Below are 15,163 nucleotides of genomic sequence, written 5' to 3'. Positions count from 1 at the left end.
CGCGAGTGAGGAGAAAAACGAAGAAACAAATAGAAGGGCTCGCTTTGTCGAGCCTTTTTCCATTAGGAGGCAGAAGGTATGGACAATATCCAAGTATCCGGAGCACGGATTCATAATTTAAAACACATTAATGTTACGCTCCCTAAAGGGAAATTTATCGTTTTTACGGGAGTTAGCGGATCGGGAAAATCTTCCTTAGCCTTTGACGTTCTGTATGAGGAAGGAAGACAACGATATTTGCAATCAATCGGCCTGAATTTACGTGGGGAATCAATAGAAGAAATTGATCCGTTCGATGAAATTATAGGGCTTCCGCCAGCCATTGCGGTCGAACAGAATAAAATAAGACAATCCAATCCCCGAAGTATCGTTGGAACCAAAACAAAAGCTCTGCACGATCTAAAGTGGCTTTACTCTCTAGATGGCAGAGGCCCTGATGATAAACGAACCCACCTTAGCCCGGATCACTTTGCGTTTCATTCTTCCGCTGTTGGACGATGTGCGGATTGCGATGGTCGCGGATACTCTTCTAATCTAGATATCAATAAAATTATACAAGATCCGAATCGTACCGTAAGTAAAATTGTATCTAATATAAGCACTCAGCTAGACAAGTATCTTATGAAACTAATGAAAGAAGAAAAGATCGACTGGAGGCATGCTATTTACGCGGATCTGCCGGACGACATCAAAAACAAAGTCTTAAGGGGAGTAGAATCCTACGAGGGAATCATGAATTTTATTATAGGTCGGATGAGGAGGAAACCGGAAAGTAGAGCTCAGTTCGAACAGGCTTGGTGCTCCAAATCAATATGCGAAACGTGTCTAGGAAAAAGATTGAGCAATAGCGCCAGACATACGTATATTGGCGGCAAGGATATTAGTGAACTTTGTGAAATGACGATGTCCGAACTCGATCATTTTTTTAGGAACTTGGGTCATGAAAAATCAACTTATTCTGCTCTTGGACAACGTACAATCGACCGTTTATCCGTACTTTTTCGTTTGTTCACAGAAGTCGGGCTTTCTCATTTAACACTTCTAAGAAGTATCCCGACACTGAGCGGAGGCGAACTGCAGCGGCTTTATCTTATGTACCATTTGGAATCCAAATTCGATTCACTTTTATATGTGTTTGATGAACCAACAGCCGGACTTCATGAAAGCGAGAAACAATCCTTGTTAAATAAGCTAAAGCAGCTCACCTACTCTGGAAATACAGTCATAGTTGTGGAGCACGATATTCAAGTAATTAAGCAAGCTGACTATATTGTGGAGTTAGGGCCGTCTGCCGGCAAACAAGGTGGTGAAGTCTTATTTCAGGGGACCTTAGAAAACTATCTTCAATCGGAGTGTTCGGTACTGAGCCCATATATTGCCGGACATGCCCATGTTCCTTCCAAGAGTCCGGACGAATATCGACCGGTTACTGATTCTACCAAGAAACTGATTGTTCGCAATGCCAATTTACATAATTTAAAGAACTTAACCGCTGAAATTCCGTTGGGAGTCATGGTTGGAGTCTCAGGCGTATCCGGAAGCGGTAAAAGCACCCTTATCATGGACACTTTGGTGCCGCTATTGAAACGGAGTATGGAAACCGTCAACTACGAAGTGGATGAGGATGAAGAAGAAGCGCCTTCCGAAGATTCCATATATGAAGAATCGGACACAGCCAGAATCGAAGGAGCAGAATACATTCAGAAATGCGTGCTTGTTTCGCAAAAAATAATCGGCCGCGGTAAAGGGTCGACCCCTGCGGCTTATATTGGAATATGGGATAAAGTTCGATCCATCTTCGCTGGACAACCTGAGGCAGTCGCAGCAAATTATACGGCAAGTCACTTTTCTTTTAACACAGAACAAGGTTGCTGTCCTTCGTGTAGAGGTGCTGGTGTTGAGAACATCGATATGGGCGCTATTGGCATCGTTAATCGGCGTTGTACTACGTGTAACGGCAGCAGATTTAAGAAAGAAATCCTCGATATTACTTATCAAGATAAAAATATTTGGGATGTACTTGAGATGAATGCAAGAGAAGCTCTCGAGTTTTTCAGGGAGCATAGGGCTATTTCACTGATGCTACAAACGTTAATACAGGTAGGGTTGGATTACCTTCCATTAGGACAGCCGGTTCCTACTTTAAGCGGCGGTGAAGCGCAGCGTATCAAGTTAGCAAAAGAATTAGGTAAAGCGAGGAAAGATAATACACTGTATATTTTAGACGAGCCTACCACGGGGCTAAGCAGCCCGGATATTGCGAAGTTGATGACATTATTGGAAGGCTTTGTTGAACAAGGGAACAGCGTGATCATTGTTGAACATGAAACCTCTTTATTATCATATTGCGATTGGGTTATCGATATGGGCCCAGGTGGAGGAAGTGAAGGTGGCGAGATTGTTACTGCTGGACCACCTTACAGCAAGGCAAACTTCCGTTTAGTTAACGGAGACGATAGCTGAATAAAGACAACACGAAGGCAGCCGACCAGAATGATCTGCTGCCGTTGTTCACCTAACGGCAAATTTCGTAATTGTACTTTGATAAAAACGAAATGAGTAGTTATGAAATAAAAGCATTAGTAAACCCGAGAGGGCATGCGTTTCAGATTACCTCTCGGGAATGTTTTGATTCCTTACTTAGTTTACGGTTACGGTCTGACAACAGCTTCGTTCTCAAAGACACTTCGTAAATAACCACCTGTGTGAGACGCTGCGCATGTAGCTATCTCCTCGGGTGTGCCGCAAGATACGATATATCCTCCTGCAGTTCCGCCTTCCGGTCCCATATCAATAATGTAATCCACACTTTTCATGACATCGAGGTTATGTTCAATGATAACAACCGTATTACCGTTTTCTACAAATCTTTGTAAAATGGCAAGCAACCGCTCGATATCTGCAGCGTGAAGTCCCGTGGTCGGTTCATCAAGGATATAAAGGGTTTTTCCGCTCGAAGGACGACTGAGTTCCGTCGCTAGCTTCACACGCTGCGCTTCGCCGCCGGATAGCTCGGAGGCCGGTTGTCCTAGCTTCACATAATCGAGTCCGACCTCGACAAGTGTCTTCAGAATCGTATTTAACTTCGGCACATCGGCAAAAAATTCAGCCGCTTCACCCACGGTCATATTCAGGAAATCGGCAATATGTTTGCCGTTGTAGGTGATCTGCAGCGCTTCTTTCTTGAACCTCGCTCCTCCGCATTCTTCACAGGGCACGTAAACATCGGGCATAAAATGCATCTCTATCTTCATGAAACCGTCACCCTTGCATGCTTCACAGCGGCCGGCATTTTTCCCGGAAACGTTAAAGCTAAAATGCGATTTCTTATAACCGAGACGTTTCGCGTCCGACGTATCGGCGAGCAAATCACGAACCAGCTCGTACGCGCCTGTGTAAGTCGCCGGATTCGAGGTGGGCGTACGACCGATCGGCGATTGATCGATGCTTATAACTTTTTTCATATGTTGAATGCCTTCTATTGAATCATGCAAACCTGGGAGTTCGGTCGATTGGCTTAATTTGACGGCAAGCGAACGATAGAGGATGTCGTTCACCAGCGACGATTTGCCCGATCCGGAGACACCAGTCACACAAGTAAAAACGCCGATAGGAATATGAACATCAACGTTCTTAAGGTTATGTTCACGTGCCCCGCGAATCACGAGCCACTTGTCTCCTATCTTTCGGCGGACAGCCGGTACAACAATCCGTTTTCTTCCACTAAGGTATGCGCCTGTCAACGATCTATCGTTACGGAATATGTCCTCGTAGGTTCCTTCCGCTATCACTTCCCCTCCGTGGCGTCCTGCTCCGGGTCCCAAATCTACAATCCAATCGGCAGCTCGCATGGTTTCTTCATCATGTTCGACCACCAGTACCGTGTTGCCATTATCTCGAAGCCGAAGTAAGGTTGCAATTAATCGAGTATTGTCACGGGGGTGGAGACCGATTGACGGCTCATCCAGCACGTACAAAACGCCGCATAGCTTGGACCCGATTTGTGAGGCTAAACGAATACGCTGCGCTTCCCCACCGGATAGCGTGTTGGCTGTCCGGCCAAGCGTCAAATATCCAAGGCCAACGTTCTCCAAAAAAGACAACCGGGAAACGATCTCCCCCTGCATATGTCGAGCAATCGCCTGGTCGCGCCCGCTCAGATCGGAAGACAGTCCTTGATATAGCAACTTTAATTCGGATGCGGACATCGCCATGACATCAGCGATCGATTTGCCAAGAATGCGAACAGCCAAACTTTCTTTTTTCAGCTTCTTACCGCTGCATTCCGGACAGGGGATTTGGCCGGAAAATTGCTCGATCGCCGACAAAATCCCCTTGCTTGTTGTACCTTGATCCCGCATATGCCGCAAAATGGACACAACACCTTTAAAATAATGGCTACGTTCTTCTCCACGATGCGTATACGTGATCGGTGCTTTATCATAGCCATAAAGCAATATGTCAATGAAACGTTCATCCTGCTCGACAAGCGGGCGATTGTAATCGATACCCACCAATTGGGCCAAAGCCTTAACCATCGGTACTTCCCACCCGGATGTTCCCACCCAAAGTAAAATAGCCCCGTGATTTAGAGAACGGTCACGGGCGATCATTTTCGATGGATCGATGTCTGTCTTCGAACCGATGCCAGCACATGCCGGACATGCCCCGTATGGACTATTTGAAGAAAATTCGCGCGGCAGCATCGGTTCGCCTTGATTACTGCCGATCGCCGCATACAGAAGCCGTAAATAATCGGCGATTTCCGTGATTGTCCCAACCGTCGATCGCGGGTTTCGCCCGATGGTTTTTTGATCGATCGAAATAGCCGGCGATAAGCCGTCCATGAATAGAACATCCGGCTTCTCCAACTGCCCGACGACCTGCTTCGCATAGGACGATAAGGACTCCATATAGCGCCGTTGTCCTTCCGCATAGATGGTGTCAAAAGCAAGCGATGACTTTCCCGAACCGCTGACACCGGTCATGACAACCAATTTGCCACGTGGGATGCGCAGGTTCACGTTTTTCAAATTATGGGTATTGGCTCCTTCCACCACGATATACTCCGGTTCCACCTGTGATACTCCTTTCGATCAAACCTATTATGTAAAATGATATAACTTCATTCGACACCACGTATTCAATCCCTTCCAATCTTGCCAAACCTTGTGTTTGTAATTGTAAATTGTATATTTGAGATAGCTCGTTATAAAGCCCGAATATACAAATATTTTTATTTTAATGGTAACCATTTTTAGCAATAGTGGCTCCTATTATTGAAGACCACTATTCGATTAAAGAAGACTTACGGTATCGAACTTCATTTCAAGGTGGAACGTACATATGAATGACTTGTCTACACTCATCCAATCATTACTCGAGCAAAAACAAATCGAACAAAGGCAGTTGTTGTTTTCACAGGTCGTAGAGCGGATGCAGGATATGGCGTTTGGCATCGCCTACGGTGTTCTTGGAGATGTGCATCTAGCTGAAGATGCTGCACAGGAAGCATTTATGACTGCCTGGAGCGAGTTCAGCTCCCTGCGTGAAGCTGACGCGTTCCCCTTATGGTTAAAGCGAATTGTTCTGACGCAGTGCAATCGGCTCACCCGGCGTAAAAGGCTTAATACGGTTGTGCTTGAGGAATCGTCAGGAAGCACCAATGGACAGGGTGAACCTGAAGTAATTGCAGAACAGACGGAATTGGCCCTACAGCTGCGTGATGCACTTGAACAATTGCCGGAACATGAACGCGTAACAGCAATTCTTTATTATGGGAATGACCTCTCGTACGCCGACATTTCAAGTACATTGGAGATCCCAGTATCGACAGTGAAAAAGCGAATGTTTTCTGCGAGAAAACATATGAAGGTTTTCTTGGAAAACGAACTGCGTGAGTCACTGAATCACCTGCTTCCTTCACGCGATAATCGGTTTGTGGAGATGGTTCGTTTCCTTCTGGCAAGCGGGGTTCATGCACGACAACATGAAGATGGGCTTCATCTCACGCATAAAAGCAATAAAGCTTTTGCTGTTACACCTGATCATTACAAAGTACCGCTTCGCATGATTGCGGTGCTTAAAACAGATTCTTATGATACTCGGCTTCGGTTTGCCAGAGATCAGATCATCCTGAATTGGCATGGGAACCCTTCGATTCTTAAATGGGGCGACCCTGCAGAAGGAAAGACCACGGATGTACCGGGACGCGGTGCTTTACCAAGGAATGAGTGGGTGCACATTGAGCTCATTATCGAAAATGACTATGCCGAGCTGTTGGTAAACAAAGAATCCCGATATCGGCATGTAGGGGATTATCAAGGACTTGCTGGTCAGCTAGGAATCGGACCTGCCCATGGCTCAACCTTAACAGTCAAGTCGTTTACGGTTATCGGAGAGCGTGTGCAAGACGGTATACGTATCATGCCGCCTCCTCGATTTGATTGGGATGGAGGATATATCTACGTACGTTGGTCCAACCATGAGTCAGCAGTGGATTGGTACTGTCGGTTCCTAGGTTTGACAACGCCGTATGGGACTTGGAACTCCAAGAATGATCCGGCAACTGTTGCGGAAAAGAAAACCCATCTTACCTTTGGGAGTAAGGGCGCGATAAATCTCAAATCGGTTCATCCCGACATCCGTTCTCAGCATTATTATGCGGAGTGGGATAAAGATGCAGGCGTGTACTATCGTTTTGCAACATTGAACCTGTACGCAGAATACGAGTTTTTTCAAAAGTGCGGGATCGAGGTATCCCATCTATATACGGGACCCGATGGTTGCCCGAGTTTTAACTTTCGTGATCCGGACGGGATATTCCACACCGTGACGCACCGGCCCGATTACGACTACGGAGGTTCGCGGTTTATCTACGATAGTTGGGTGACAGAGGTTACGGATCTTGAAGACTCAATTAATTGGTACAAGCGCAACCTAAATCTGCCCGTACAAAGAAGTTGCATAAATGAAGGATGGGTGCTGCTTGCAGGAAATATCTTGTTAACAAGCAGTTGGGCCAAAGAAGAGCGAGAAATGATTAGCGGAGCTTCGCAACCTTATTTTCTAGTCCGAGAAATTGCACAAGAGTATAACCGTCTTTCACGAAATGGAGTGACAGTGTCTCCATTGATTACTAACGAAAAAGGCAGCTGGTCCGCATTCCATTTTTTCGATCCGGATGGAAATCGTATCAACGTTTGGCGATATTAGACTAAGAAGGATGTGTATCTCATGACGAGTCGCAATTCCATGATTCCAAACTTAGCTTACGATGGTGGTCATATCGATGTAATATGGGACAACCACGACAAAGCAGTAGAATGGTATAAAGAGTTTACGGGCTGGGGCGTCGAAGGACCATTTCTAGAGCAAAAAAACAGTGGTCGGCCGTTTAGATCAAGGAAAAAGACGCGCTTATGGTATGGGACATGGCTTGTCTCGTTTTTAACGGATCAAAAAATCGGTCATTTGGCCTCGGACCGTGGGACAGTCGACCCAAATGTTCGTTGGTGTTGGGGGACGCGTAATCTCGCTGTATCGCATGATCTGTTTGAAAAGAAAGGTATTCGGGTCACTCCACTATATACAGGACCGGATGGTGGAAGGTACTTTGATTTTTGGGCGACATTCGAGGGAACACGATTGACCGCTTACGAATCACTTGATTTGCCCCTAGATTCACCGCGTTTTGGCACGGGACGTGTGCGAATCGGTGTGACTGATTTAAAAAGTGCCGTTGAATGGTATAAAGACTACATAGGAATGGGAGTTCATGAGGATTGCAGCCAAGATGGTTATGTGATTATGAAACTGGCACTTGAGCACCATCCTGAACATTTTTCCACTTGGTGCCTTGAGCAACTCCGATCCGGTGCATTTACAGGAAAAGTAGATGGTCCTGCAAGACCTTATGTGGTTGTACATGATAACGAAGCATTCACCAAATACCATGGGTTCCTTCGTAATTCGGGTGTAGAGGTGTCGGATATTTGGGTGGAAGGTTTTCAAGCTTACTTCCATCTCTATGATCCTGATGGTAACAGATTTAACGTAACAAAGTATTAGGTTTTGTTCCGCAATAAAACTACTTCGTACAACTATGTGCTGCTGCCGGCGTTATTGGTAGCCTGAATAAAACTACATAATGGGTGAGTTTGTTGGTACTGAAATTGATAATGGTGAGGATGTGGCAATAGATTTTTACGATTTAAATAATATCGAAAAGTATAGGTAGGAAATAGGATTCATTATTGGTGATGATACTTATGCTTGAGAACGGGTATCGGGCCTATTCGGAAGCCCAGGTCAACATAGCGCGTCTGATTAGCAGCTTGAGGCAGGCGGGAGTCCGTATGTCCTAAGAGAAGACACCTCTTCTGTGTGGTAGTGATTGGTCGCACTCTCACTTTGCCAAACGAAGCGGTGTTTTCCTATTTAAACAAGCATGTTATCCTATCGATCTCAAACCTAAGCTGTACCTGAATTTATGCCAATTTTCGCTCTGCGAAAGATGAGAAATTAACAATAAACAAATAAATTTTGCATTGTAATTTTACAAAAGTCATATACAATAAAATTATTAATTAATAAAAACATTTGATTTATTAAAAGGGGGAGCTGATCTCTGCAAGTGAACTACGGTATTGGATGCCTTTGGAGGTGGTCTCATGGGTAACTGCAGTAAATCTCCAATTGCTTTCCGGCTTGTATTCCTATTGCTTGCTCTGGTGTTGTTATCAGCTTGCGGAAACGTTAAGGCTTCAGAAGCTGGAAACGGCTTGGCCGCCGGAAAAGCAAGCAAAGAAGAGAAGCATTCAGCAGAGAAGAATGGGGCAAAGGCGGAGGTTCAGACAGCAGGAAGCACTGCGCTCCGGACGGAAGAAGTTTTCGATCGAAAGCGCTTTAATGATGCACTTCGCATCCGCTATCTTCATCTGACAGGCAAGGAGGTCATGGGTGACAGTATTCTGATTCAAACGCCGGACGGGAAAACGATGCTCATCGACGCGGGGCTGCCGGCGGCAGGCGGGCAGGTGGCGGCCTACGCCAAAAAGCTCGGTATTGAGCGGATCGATATTGCGCTGAATACGCATCCGCATACGGATCATATCGGGGGCTTTGCAGCTGTTGCTTATTACTTGCCGATCGGCGAATTTTATACGGGAAATTTGCCTTATCCAGGCTCCCAATCGTACGAGAAGACGTTTGCGGCAATGGAAGAGAAGAACGTTCCGATCCGGTATCTGGAAAGAGAAGATACGTTTCAACTGGGGAATGAAGTCAGCTTTGAGGTACTAAGTCCTCCTAAGGGATCATTGCCGGGTAATGTCCACCCTTCCGATCTTCCCGCGGTCAATTCTCATTCTCTTGTGGTAAAGTTGAATTACAAGGGACAATCGTTTCTTTTTACCGGAGATATTTACAAGGACAGAGAGCAGGAGCTCATTCAATCGATGGGCGACCGCTTGAACGCATTGGGGATGCATGTAGCCCATCATGGAAGCACAACCTCGTCCAGCTTTGCCTTTATGCAGGCCGTGAAGCCGCAGGCGGCTGTTATAAGCAACAATCATTTTAAGAACCTGGACCTGCTCCGTCTGTTCGATGCGCAGAAAACGAAGGTTTACATTACAGAAAAGCACGGCAATATTCTGATAACGCTCGACGGGAAGAAAATGAACGTGATGACAGAGAAGGATTGGCTGGATTCTCCAAGCTTTCTAAAAAAATAAAATGAAATGTAGGAGTGATAGGTTCATGTTAAAGAAGAAGAATGTTATGTATAGCTCAATGTTTCTCGCTGCCGCGGTTGCGCTGTCCGGCTGCAGCCAAGGTAAAGAAGGAGCCGCTCCTAATGCCGGTTCCAAAGCGCCGGAAGCAGGGGCTGCCCAGGCTGCCGTTCCCGAGTTGAACATTACGGAGCCTGTCACCGTGAAGCTGTATTCCCATTTTGCCGCCATCAATAACGAAAATGACCTGAAGGCGATATTCAGCACCGTAATGGAGAAGCACCCGAACATCAAGATCGAACTGATTAAAGGAATAACGCTTAATGACATGATCGCTGCAGGCGAGGTTCCGGATTTGGTCGCGACGACACAATTTTATATGAACTCGCTGCTTCCGTTAGGGGTTGCGAGCGACATGAACGATTTTGTCAAAAAGTACCGGATTGATCTTGGACAATTCGAGCCCCAAGCTGTTAAAGCTTTGCAAAGCTACGGGAAAAAAGGGGAGCTGTACGGCATTCCGTATACGTTGAATTATGGAGTGCTGCTTTACAATAAGGACATTTTCAACAAATTCGGCGTACCCTTCCCGAAAGACGGCATGACCTGGGAGCAGCTTGTCGATTTGGGCAAGCGCTTAACCCGACAAGACGGCGGGACACAATTTATCGGCATCGACCTGGGCACGGACCGAACGGTGGCCCGCGGTTATTCCCTCGGAACGGTTGACCAGCAGGGCAAACCGATCTTTGATTCGGAAGGCTATAGGAAGGTTTTTGGCCTCTTGAAGAGCACATATGATATTCCGGGAGTGGTTCAAGGCAAAAAATATATGTATGGTGTAGACTACTTGATTAAAGATCAAAAACTCGGGATGTTTCCAACCTTGCTGGCCGCCATTACGAGCCGCTTGAAGGCGGTCGAAGAGGCAGGACAAGGCTTTGATTGGGACGTTACGTCGTATCCGGTATTTGCCGATAAACCGGGAATCGGCAAAGAGATCGAGTTCCAATCGCTTATGGTGCCGCCGACCGCCAAAAACAAGGATGCTGCTTATCGCGTTATTTTGACATTGATTCAAGAACAAGCCCAGTCGGTTATGAACAAAGACCGCAACTTGACCATCTTGAACAAGCCTGAGATGAGAACGCAATATGCCTCGAGTACCGACATCTTCAAAGGCAAAAACCTGGCTGGCGTATTTTCCGTCAAGCCTGGGGAGACACCGATTATCTCGGAATATGACACTGAAAACTACAAGTTCCTGCGGGAAGCAATGGATAGTGTAGTATTCAACGGTTCGGATATTAACAGCGCCCTCCGTACGGCTAATGAGAAAGCGGCCAAGTACATTGCGGAAGCAAAGGCGAGATAAGCACGGGTTCGATTTTATGAATCAGCAATAGCTTCGGGGCTCCTGTGGGGCCCCGATGTTATGTTGGAGGCTATTATGAAAGGATGTTCGATTTGTACATCGCTGCAGGTATAGTGTGTGTGCTGCTCTTGGCGGCACCCGTTATTTATTTCGTATGGATGCATACATCCCGGTTGCAGGAACGTGATGCGGATGCGCTAATTATTTTGGGTTATCGCTGCGACGACGGGCAGATTCATCCTTTCCTTCAGGATCGATTGGATACATCGATTCGATTAATGGAGAAGCGCCGGTATCAACGCGTGATTTTGTCAGGCGGCGCAGTTGCTTCCAGTCGGAGCGAAGCCGAAATTATGCGGGATTATTTAATTCGCCGCGGTATTCGGGAGGAGCAGATTCTTCTGGAGCAGAGGTCGCGAAACACTGTCCAAAACATGGTCAATTGCAAAATATTGATGGTGCAGTACGGCCTGGAAACGTGTCTGCTCGTCTCCAATTCATTTCATATTCGGCGTATGAAATATATTATGAAGGACTTGGGCATATCGGCTTCCTTTTATGCGAATCGTCACGTAAAGGAGCTTTTCAGACAATGGCGGATTACGTTTCAGGAAATTCGCGCTTTCCGGCTTACACTGCCGTGGCTTGCGAAGGCGCGCAAGCAGGCTCCCGGGGAGATGATGGGCAAGGCCGTGCATTACGAAAGGGGAGGAAAAGCATGACAGCGTACAAAGTGCTTGCACTCGATATGGATGGCACATTATTAACCGACAGCAAGCAAATTACGGAGGAAACGCGCCGCTGGCTTCAGCTCGCGGAGGAAGCGGGCGTGACGGTCATGTTCGCCACCGGACGCGGGATGCAGACGGCGGGATCATTCTGGGAAGAGCTTGGCCTGAATTCCCCGATGGTGCTGCTGAATGGGGCGGAAATATGGGAAGGACCGGGCCGGCTGTATGAACGGGCATACATCAGCAGAGACGATATTCGCAGACTTTACGGATTAGCCGTGGAAGCAGGAGCGTCCTTCTGGGGCTACAGCGTGGAAAGCTTGACGAGCAGCAAGCATTGGAATGAGGATATGTTCGACAGGGACTGGATGAAATTCGGCATACGCCATGACGACCTTGAGGTTATGCGCAAACTGCGCGAGGAGGTGCGGAGTTGGGGACATCTGGAGGTTACCCGGTCGGCAGACATTAATATGGAGATATCCGTGCGTGGTATCAGCAAAGCATCGGGCATAAAGAAAGTATGCGAGCTGCTTGGCATTACGATCGATCAAGTGATGGCTGTCGGTGATCATCATAATGACATGGAGATGCTTCGCTCGGCCGGGCTCGGCATCGCGATGGGCAATGCGGATGAAGAGGTCAAGCGCGCTGCTGACGGAGTTACGGATACGAATGAACGGGACGGAGTAGCCAAAGCGATTCAGAAGTATTTGCTGCAGGTCCTGTAATGAAAAACAACCAAGCCGTTCCAGTAGACGGCTTGGTTGTTTTTCGTATCGTGTTTGAAACCGGAACGCTTATAGCGACAGCGTATCCAGTGGAATTTCAAAAACGCGCTTGAGAACGAGACCGGCAGCGAGCTCCGTTTCGTCGGGCATTTGCGACAAATGGAGGATGTGCAATCCGCGGCTCGTTTGCGGAATGTTATCGTATATTTTTTTCGTGAGATCTGCAACGATCCGCTCTTCGAAGGCGGCAATCACGGAGCCCGTTAAAAGCACGTGATCGGGATTCAGAAAAGTGACTACGTTACTGATCGCGATGCTCACGGCCCCGACGATTTTGTCATATAATCGGTTCATGTCTTCGTCGCCGGACCGGACGCCTTCCGCGAAAGCATCCAATGTACAGCCGGCGGCTTTAGCCAGCCCGCTGGTTGATGCAAGCGTCGTTAGGCAGCCGGTTCCGCCGCAATGGCAAGGATACGCATCAGGGCCGGTGAAGCCTTTTATATGCCCGAATTCCCCTGCGACGAAGTTGGAGCCGGAAATGAGTTGATTGTCCGCAACAATCGCACCGCCAATCCCATAGTCAAATTTTAATGTAATATTGCTTGAAGATTTGCTGAGCGAGCCGCTCATGTTCTGATTGACCGCCAATAAATTGGCGTCGTTTTCAATATAGACGGGCAGTTCAAATTGTTGTTCGAGCTGCTGCTTGAGCGGGATGCGCTGAAAGCCAAGTCCAGGGGTGCGAAGCAGAACCCCCTGTCGCGAATCGACTAGACCTTGGACGCTGATCCCGATCCCTTTCGTTTTGCCGACATCCGGCACCTGCTGCAGCAGCTCGCCGATGACTTCAACAAGCAGCTGGAGCAAATGATCGGGCGTTTCGTATTTTTTCGTGCGGCGTTCGGCCGTTCCTAAATGCTCGTAACGGAAATTGCATACGGAGCCTCGAATATACTTCCCAGCAAGCTCAATACCTATAGCATAAAACTTCGAGCTGTTGACCGCGAGCGAAACCCGTTTTCTTCCGCTGCCATTTTCCAATGGCAATGTTTCGCCTTCGACGACGAGGTCATCCTGAATTAGCCGGCTGACGATGTTGGTTACCGTTTGCTGGCTCAAGCCTGTCATATGAGTCAGCTCTACGCGCGAAATCGGGCCGTTGGCGAAAATCAAATGGAGTACCTTTTGCTGGTTAATCGACTTCAGCAGCTTGTGGCTTGCGCTTTTTTGCGGTTGCACAACGATTACCTCACTTTATGATTCAATCATCCTTAGATTCAAGTGTAGCATCCCAATTCATAGATGGAAAGGAACAAAGAATAAATAAAGAAATTCGATTTATTAACTCAACTTTCGCAGAACGAAAATTTCTACGACTTTTGTACGGCAAATACGGGGCGTTCAGAGCAAAGTTGATCCAGTTTCGAATGTGCAAGTACCGGATGAGTCAAATGCCCGATCGTGGAGATACCAAGTTTCCGGCAATGACGAACTCTACTTCAGCTATTACTTCCTCATTCCAATAGTGAAGCTAACTTTGACACTTCACATGATACTCTTTAAACCAATTCATATCTTTAATGTAATCACCCATCCAACATATTTACTTAGAGATAGAAATATCTATCAGTAAAGGTTATTTTCAGCCTAGGCCTTCCACAGCATTTTTCCAAGTGCTACCGGCATGGATCGGCGGCCGTGTTACGGGCAAAACGGGAAGCAGTATTTGAATCTATTCATTAAACTATGGGAGAAATCTACGTCAAAAATCATATTATTTAGGGGTAAGTCTGGAACTGGAAAATCAACATTATCGAATGAGCTTAGTAAGAGACTGAAACTGGTTGTAGTGCATAAAGATGATATTTATGACGCTTCAGCAAGTGTTGTCCAAGCGCATAGTTCAAGAAACAAATTATGCTTTGACTTCCTCTTTAGATTGTTACAAACAGTTATTGATTCAGACGCGAGCATCATTCTCGATTTCGGCTTTAATGACAATAACGAAGTATTAAGTCTAGACCAATGGGTGATGGAAAGAGGGGGAGAGTTAAAGATAATACATTGTATATGTAGTGATGAAACAATCTGGTCGGAGCGTCTGACTGAACGAAGTAAAAATCCCTTACCCAATCAATTGATACAAATTTATCAGAGCTAAAGGAATATTATAAAAATTTAAACGCTGAATATCTTGAAAACGAATTGATCCTAGACACGGTTAAAGAATTAAAAACGTTGATTGATCAAGCTGAATCGTTTGTCTTAGGACAAGATGCCGTATTACGACGGATACGATAGTTGAAAAAAGAAAACACGACGGCAGCCGGCCAGAAATGTTCGGCTGCCGTCGTTGCGCTAAACCAGCTAATAGTTGTCAACATTTTTCTTATAAAAGTAGCTGAGGTTGATGCTATACTAATAACTGTGCATACCAAATAACCCTCCATTCTTGACTGGAAGGTTTTTCTAGTTCGTGTTGTTAGGCCAATTCAACGAAAGTTTCTTTTCGTTTCAGCAGGGCAAAGATCCAATGGAGTAACCTGTTAACGCAGGCGATCATCGCTACTTTGTGAGGCTTTCCCTCAG

The 15,163-nt window shown here is 46.5% G+C and carries 10 protein-coding genes; 8 read left to right on the top strand and 2 right to left on the bottom strand.

The genetic code is table 11. The annotated features are described in order from the left end of the window. The first annotated feature begins 78 nt into the window (after positions 1 to 78). Positions 79 to 2,463, top strand: coding sequence for an ATP-binding cassette domain-containing protein (locus FE783_RS33920; RefSeq protein WP_138883836.1), 2,385 nt, complete (start codon positions 79 to 81; stop codon positions 2,461 to 2,463). Positions 2,464 to 2,651: 188 nt separating this feature from the next. Here FE783_RS33920 and uvrA read toward each other — a convergent pair whose 3' ends face one another. Next, on the bottom strand, positions 2,652 to 5,078 hold the full coding sequence (uvrA, locus tag FE783_RS33915) for an excinuclease ABC subunit UvrA (protein ID WP_138883835.1): 2,427 nt from the start codon (positions 5,076 to 5,078) through the stop codon (positions 2,652 to 2,654). 268 nt (positions 5,079 to 5,346) lie between these two features. On the opposite strand from uvrA, the gene FE783_RS33910 reads away from it, so the two are divergent. The 6 genes from FE783_RS33910 to FE783_RS33885 all read left to right on the top strand — a co-directional run bounded on the left by FE783_RS33910 (position 5,347) and on the right by FE783_RS33885 (position 12,571). Beyond that, complete coding sequence (locus FE783_RS33910) at positions 5,347 to 7,215, top strand: sigma-70 family RNA polymerase sigma factor (protein ID WP_138883834.1); 1,869 nt, start codon at positions 5,347 to 5,349, stop codon at positions 7,213 to 7,215. A gap of 21 nt (positions 7,216 to 7,236) precedes the next feature. Further along, positions 7,237 to 8,070: a VOC family protein gene (locus FE783_RS33905; protein WP_138883833.1), complete on the top strand. Its 834-nt coding sequence runs from the start codon at positions 7,237 to 7,239 to the stop codon at positions 8,068 to 8,070. A gap of 578 nt (positions 8,071 to 8,648) precedes the next feature. Then, positions 8,649 to 9,737, top strand: coding sequence for a ComEC/Rec2 family competence protein (locus FE783_RS33900; RefSeq protein ID WP_138883832.1), 1,089 nt, complete (start codon positions 8,649 to 8,651; stop codon positions 9,735 to 9,737). 25 nt (positions 9,738 to 9,762) lie between these two features. Beyond that, positions 9,763 to 11,109 carry an ABC transporter substrate-binding protein gene (locus FE783_RS33895; protein ID WP_158302180.1) on the top strand — a complete coding sequence of 449 codons (1,347 nt, stop codon included), beginning with the start codon at positions 9,763 to 9,765 and terminating at the stop codon, positions 11,107 to 11,109. Between the two features lie 83 nt (positions 11,110 to 11,192). Then, positions 11,193 to 11,831 (top strand): YdcF family protein, encoded by a 639-nt coding sequence (locus tag FE783_RS33890; protein ID WP_138883830.1) that lies wholly within the window; start codon positions 11,193 to 11,195, stop codon positions 11,829 to 11,831. Further along, on the top strand, positions 11,828 to 12,571 hold the full coding sequence (locus tag FE783_RS33885; RefSeq protein WP_138883829.1) for a Cof-type HAD-IIB family hydrolase: 744 nt from the start codon (positions 11,828 to 11,830) through the stop codon (positions 12,569 to 12,571). The genes FE783_RS33890 and FE783_RS33885 overlap by 4 nt, the downstream gene beginning before the upstream one ends. A gap of 69 nt (positions 12,572 to 12,640) precedes the next feature. Here FE783_RS33885 and FE783_RS33880 read toward each other — a convergent pair whose 3' ends face one another. Continuing rightward, positions 12,641 to 13,813 (bottom strand): ROK family transcriptional regulator, encoded by a 1,173-nt coding sequence (locus tag FE783_RS33880; protein WP_138883828.1) that lies wholly within the window; start codon positions 13,811 to 13,813, stop codon positions 12,641 to 12,643. A gap of 487 nt (positions 13,814 to 14,300) precedes the next feature. Between FE783_RS33880 and FE783_RS33875 the strand changes: the two genes are divergently transcribed. Continuing rightward, positions 14,301 to 14,735 (top strand): P-loop nucleotide/nucleoside kinase family protein, encoded by a 435-nt coding sequence (locus tag FE783_RS33875; RefSeq protein WP_158302179.1) that lies wholly within the window; start codon positions 14,301 to 14,303, stop codon positions 14,733 to 14,735. Positions 14,736 to 15,163: the final 428 nt, after the last annotated feature.

It is taken from the genome of Paenibacillus mesophilus (genome assembly GCF_005938385.1).
In the GTDB taxonomy this organism is placed as follows: Bacteria; Bacillota; Bacilli; order Paenibacillales; family NBRC-103111; genus Paenibacillus_AB; species Paenibacillus_AB mesophilus.
The sequence above is the reverse complement of the archived record's forward strand: the minus strand, read 5'-3'. Positions and strand labels throughout refer to the sequence as shown.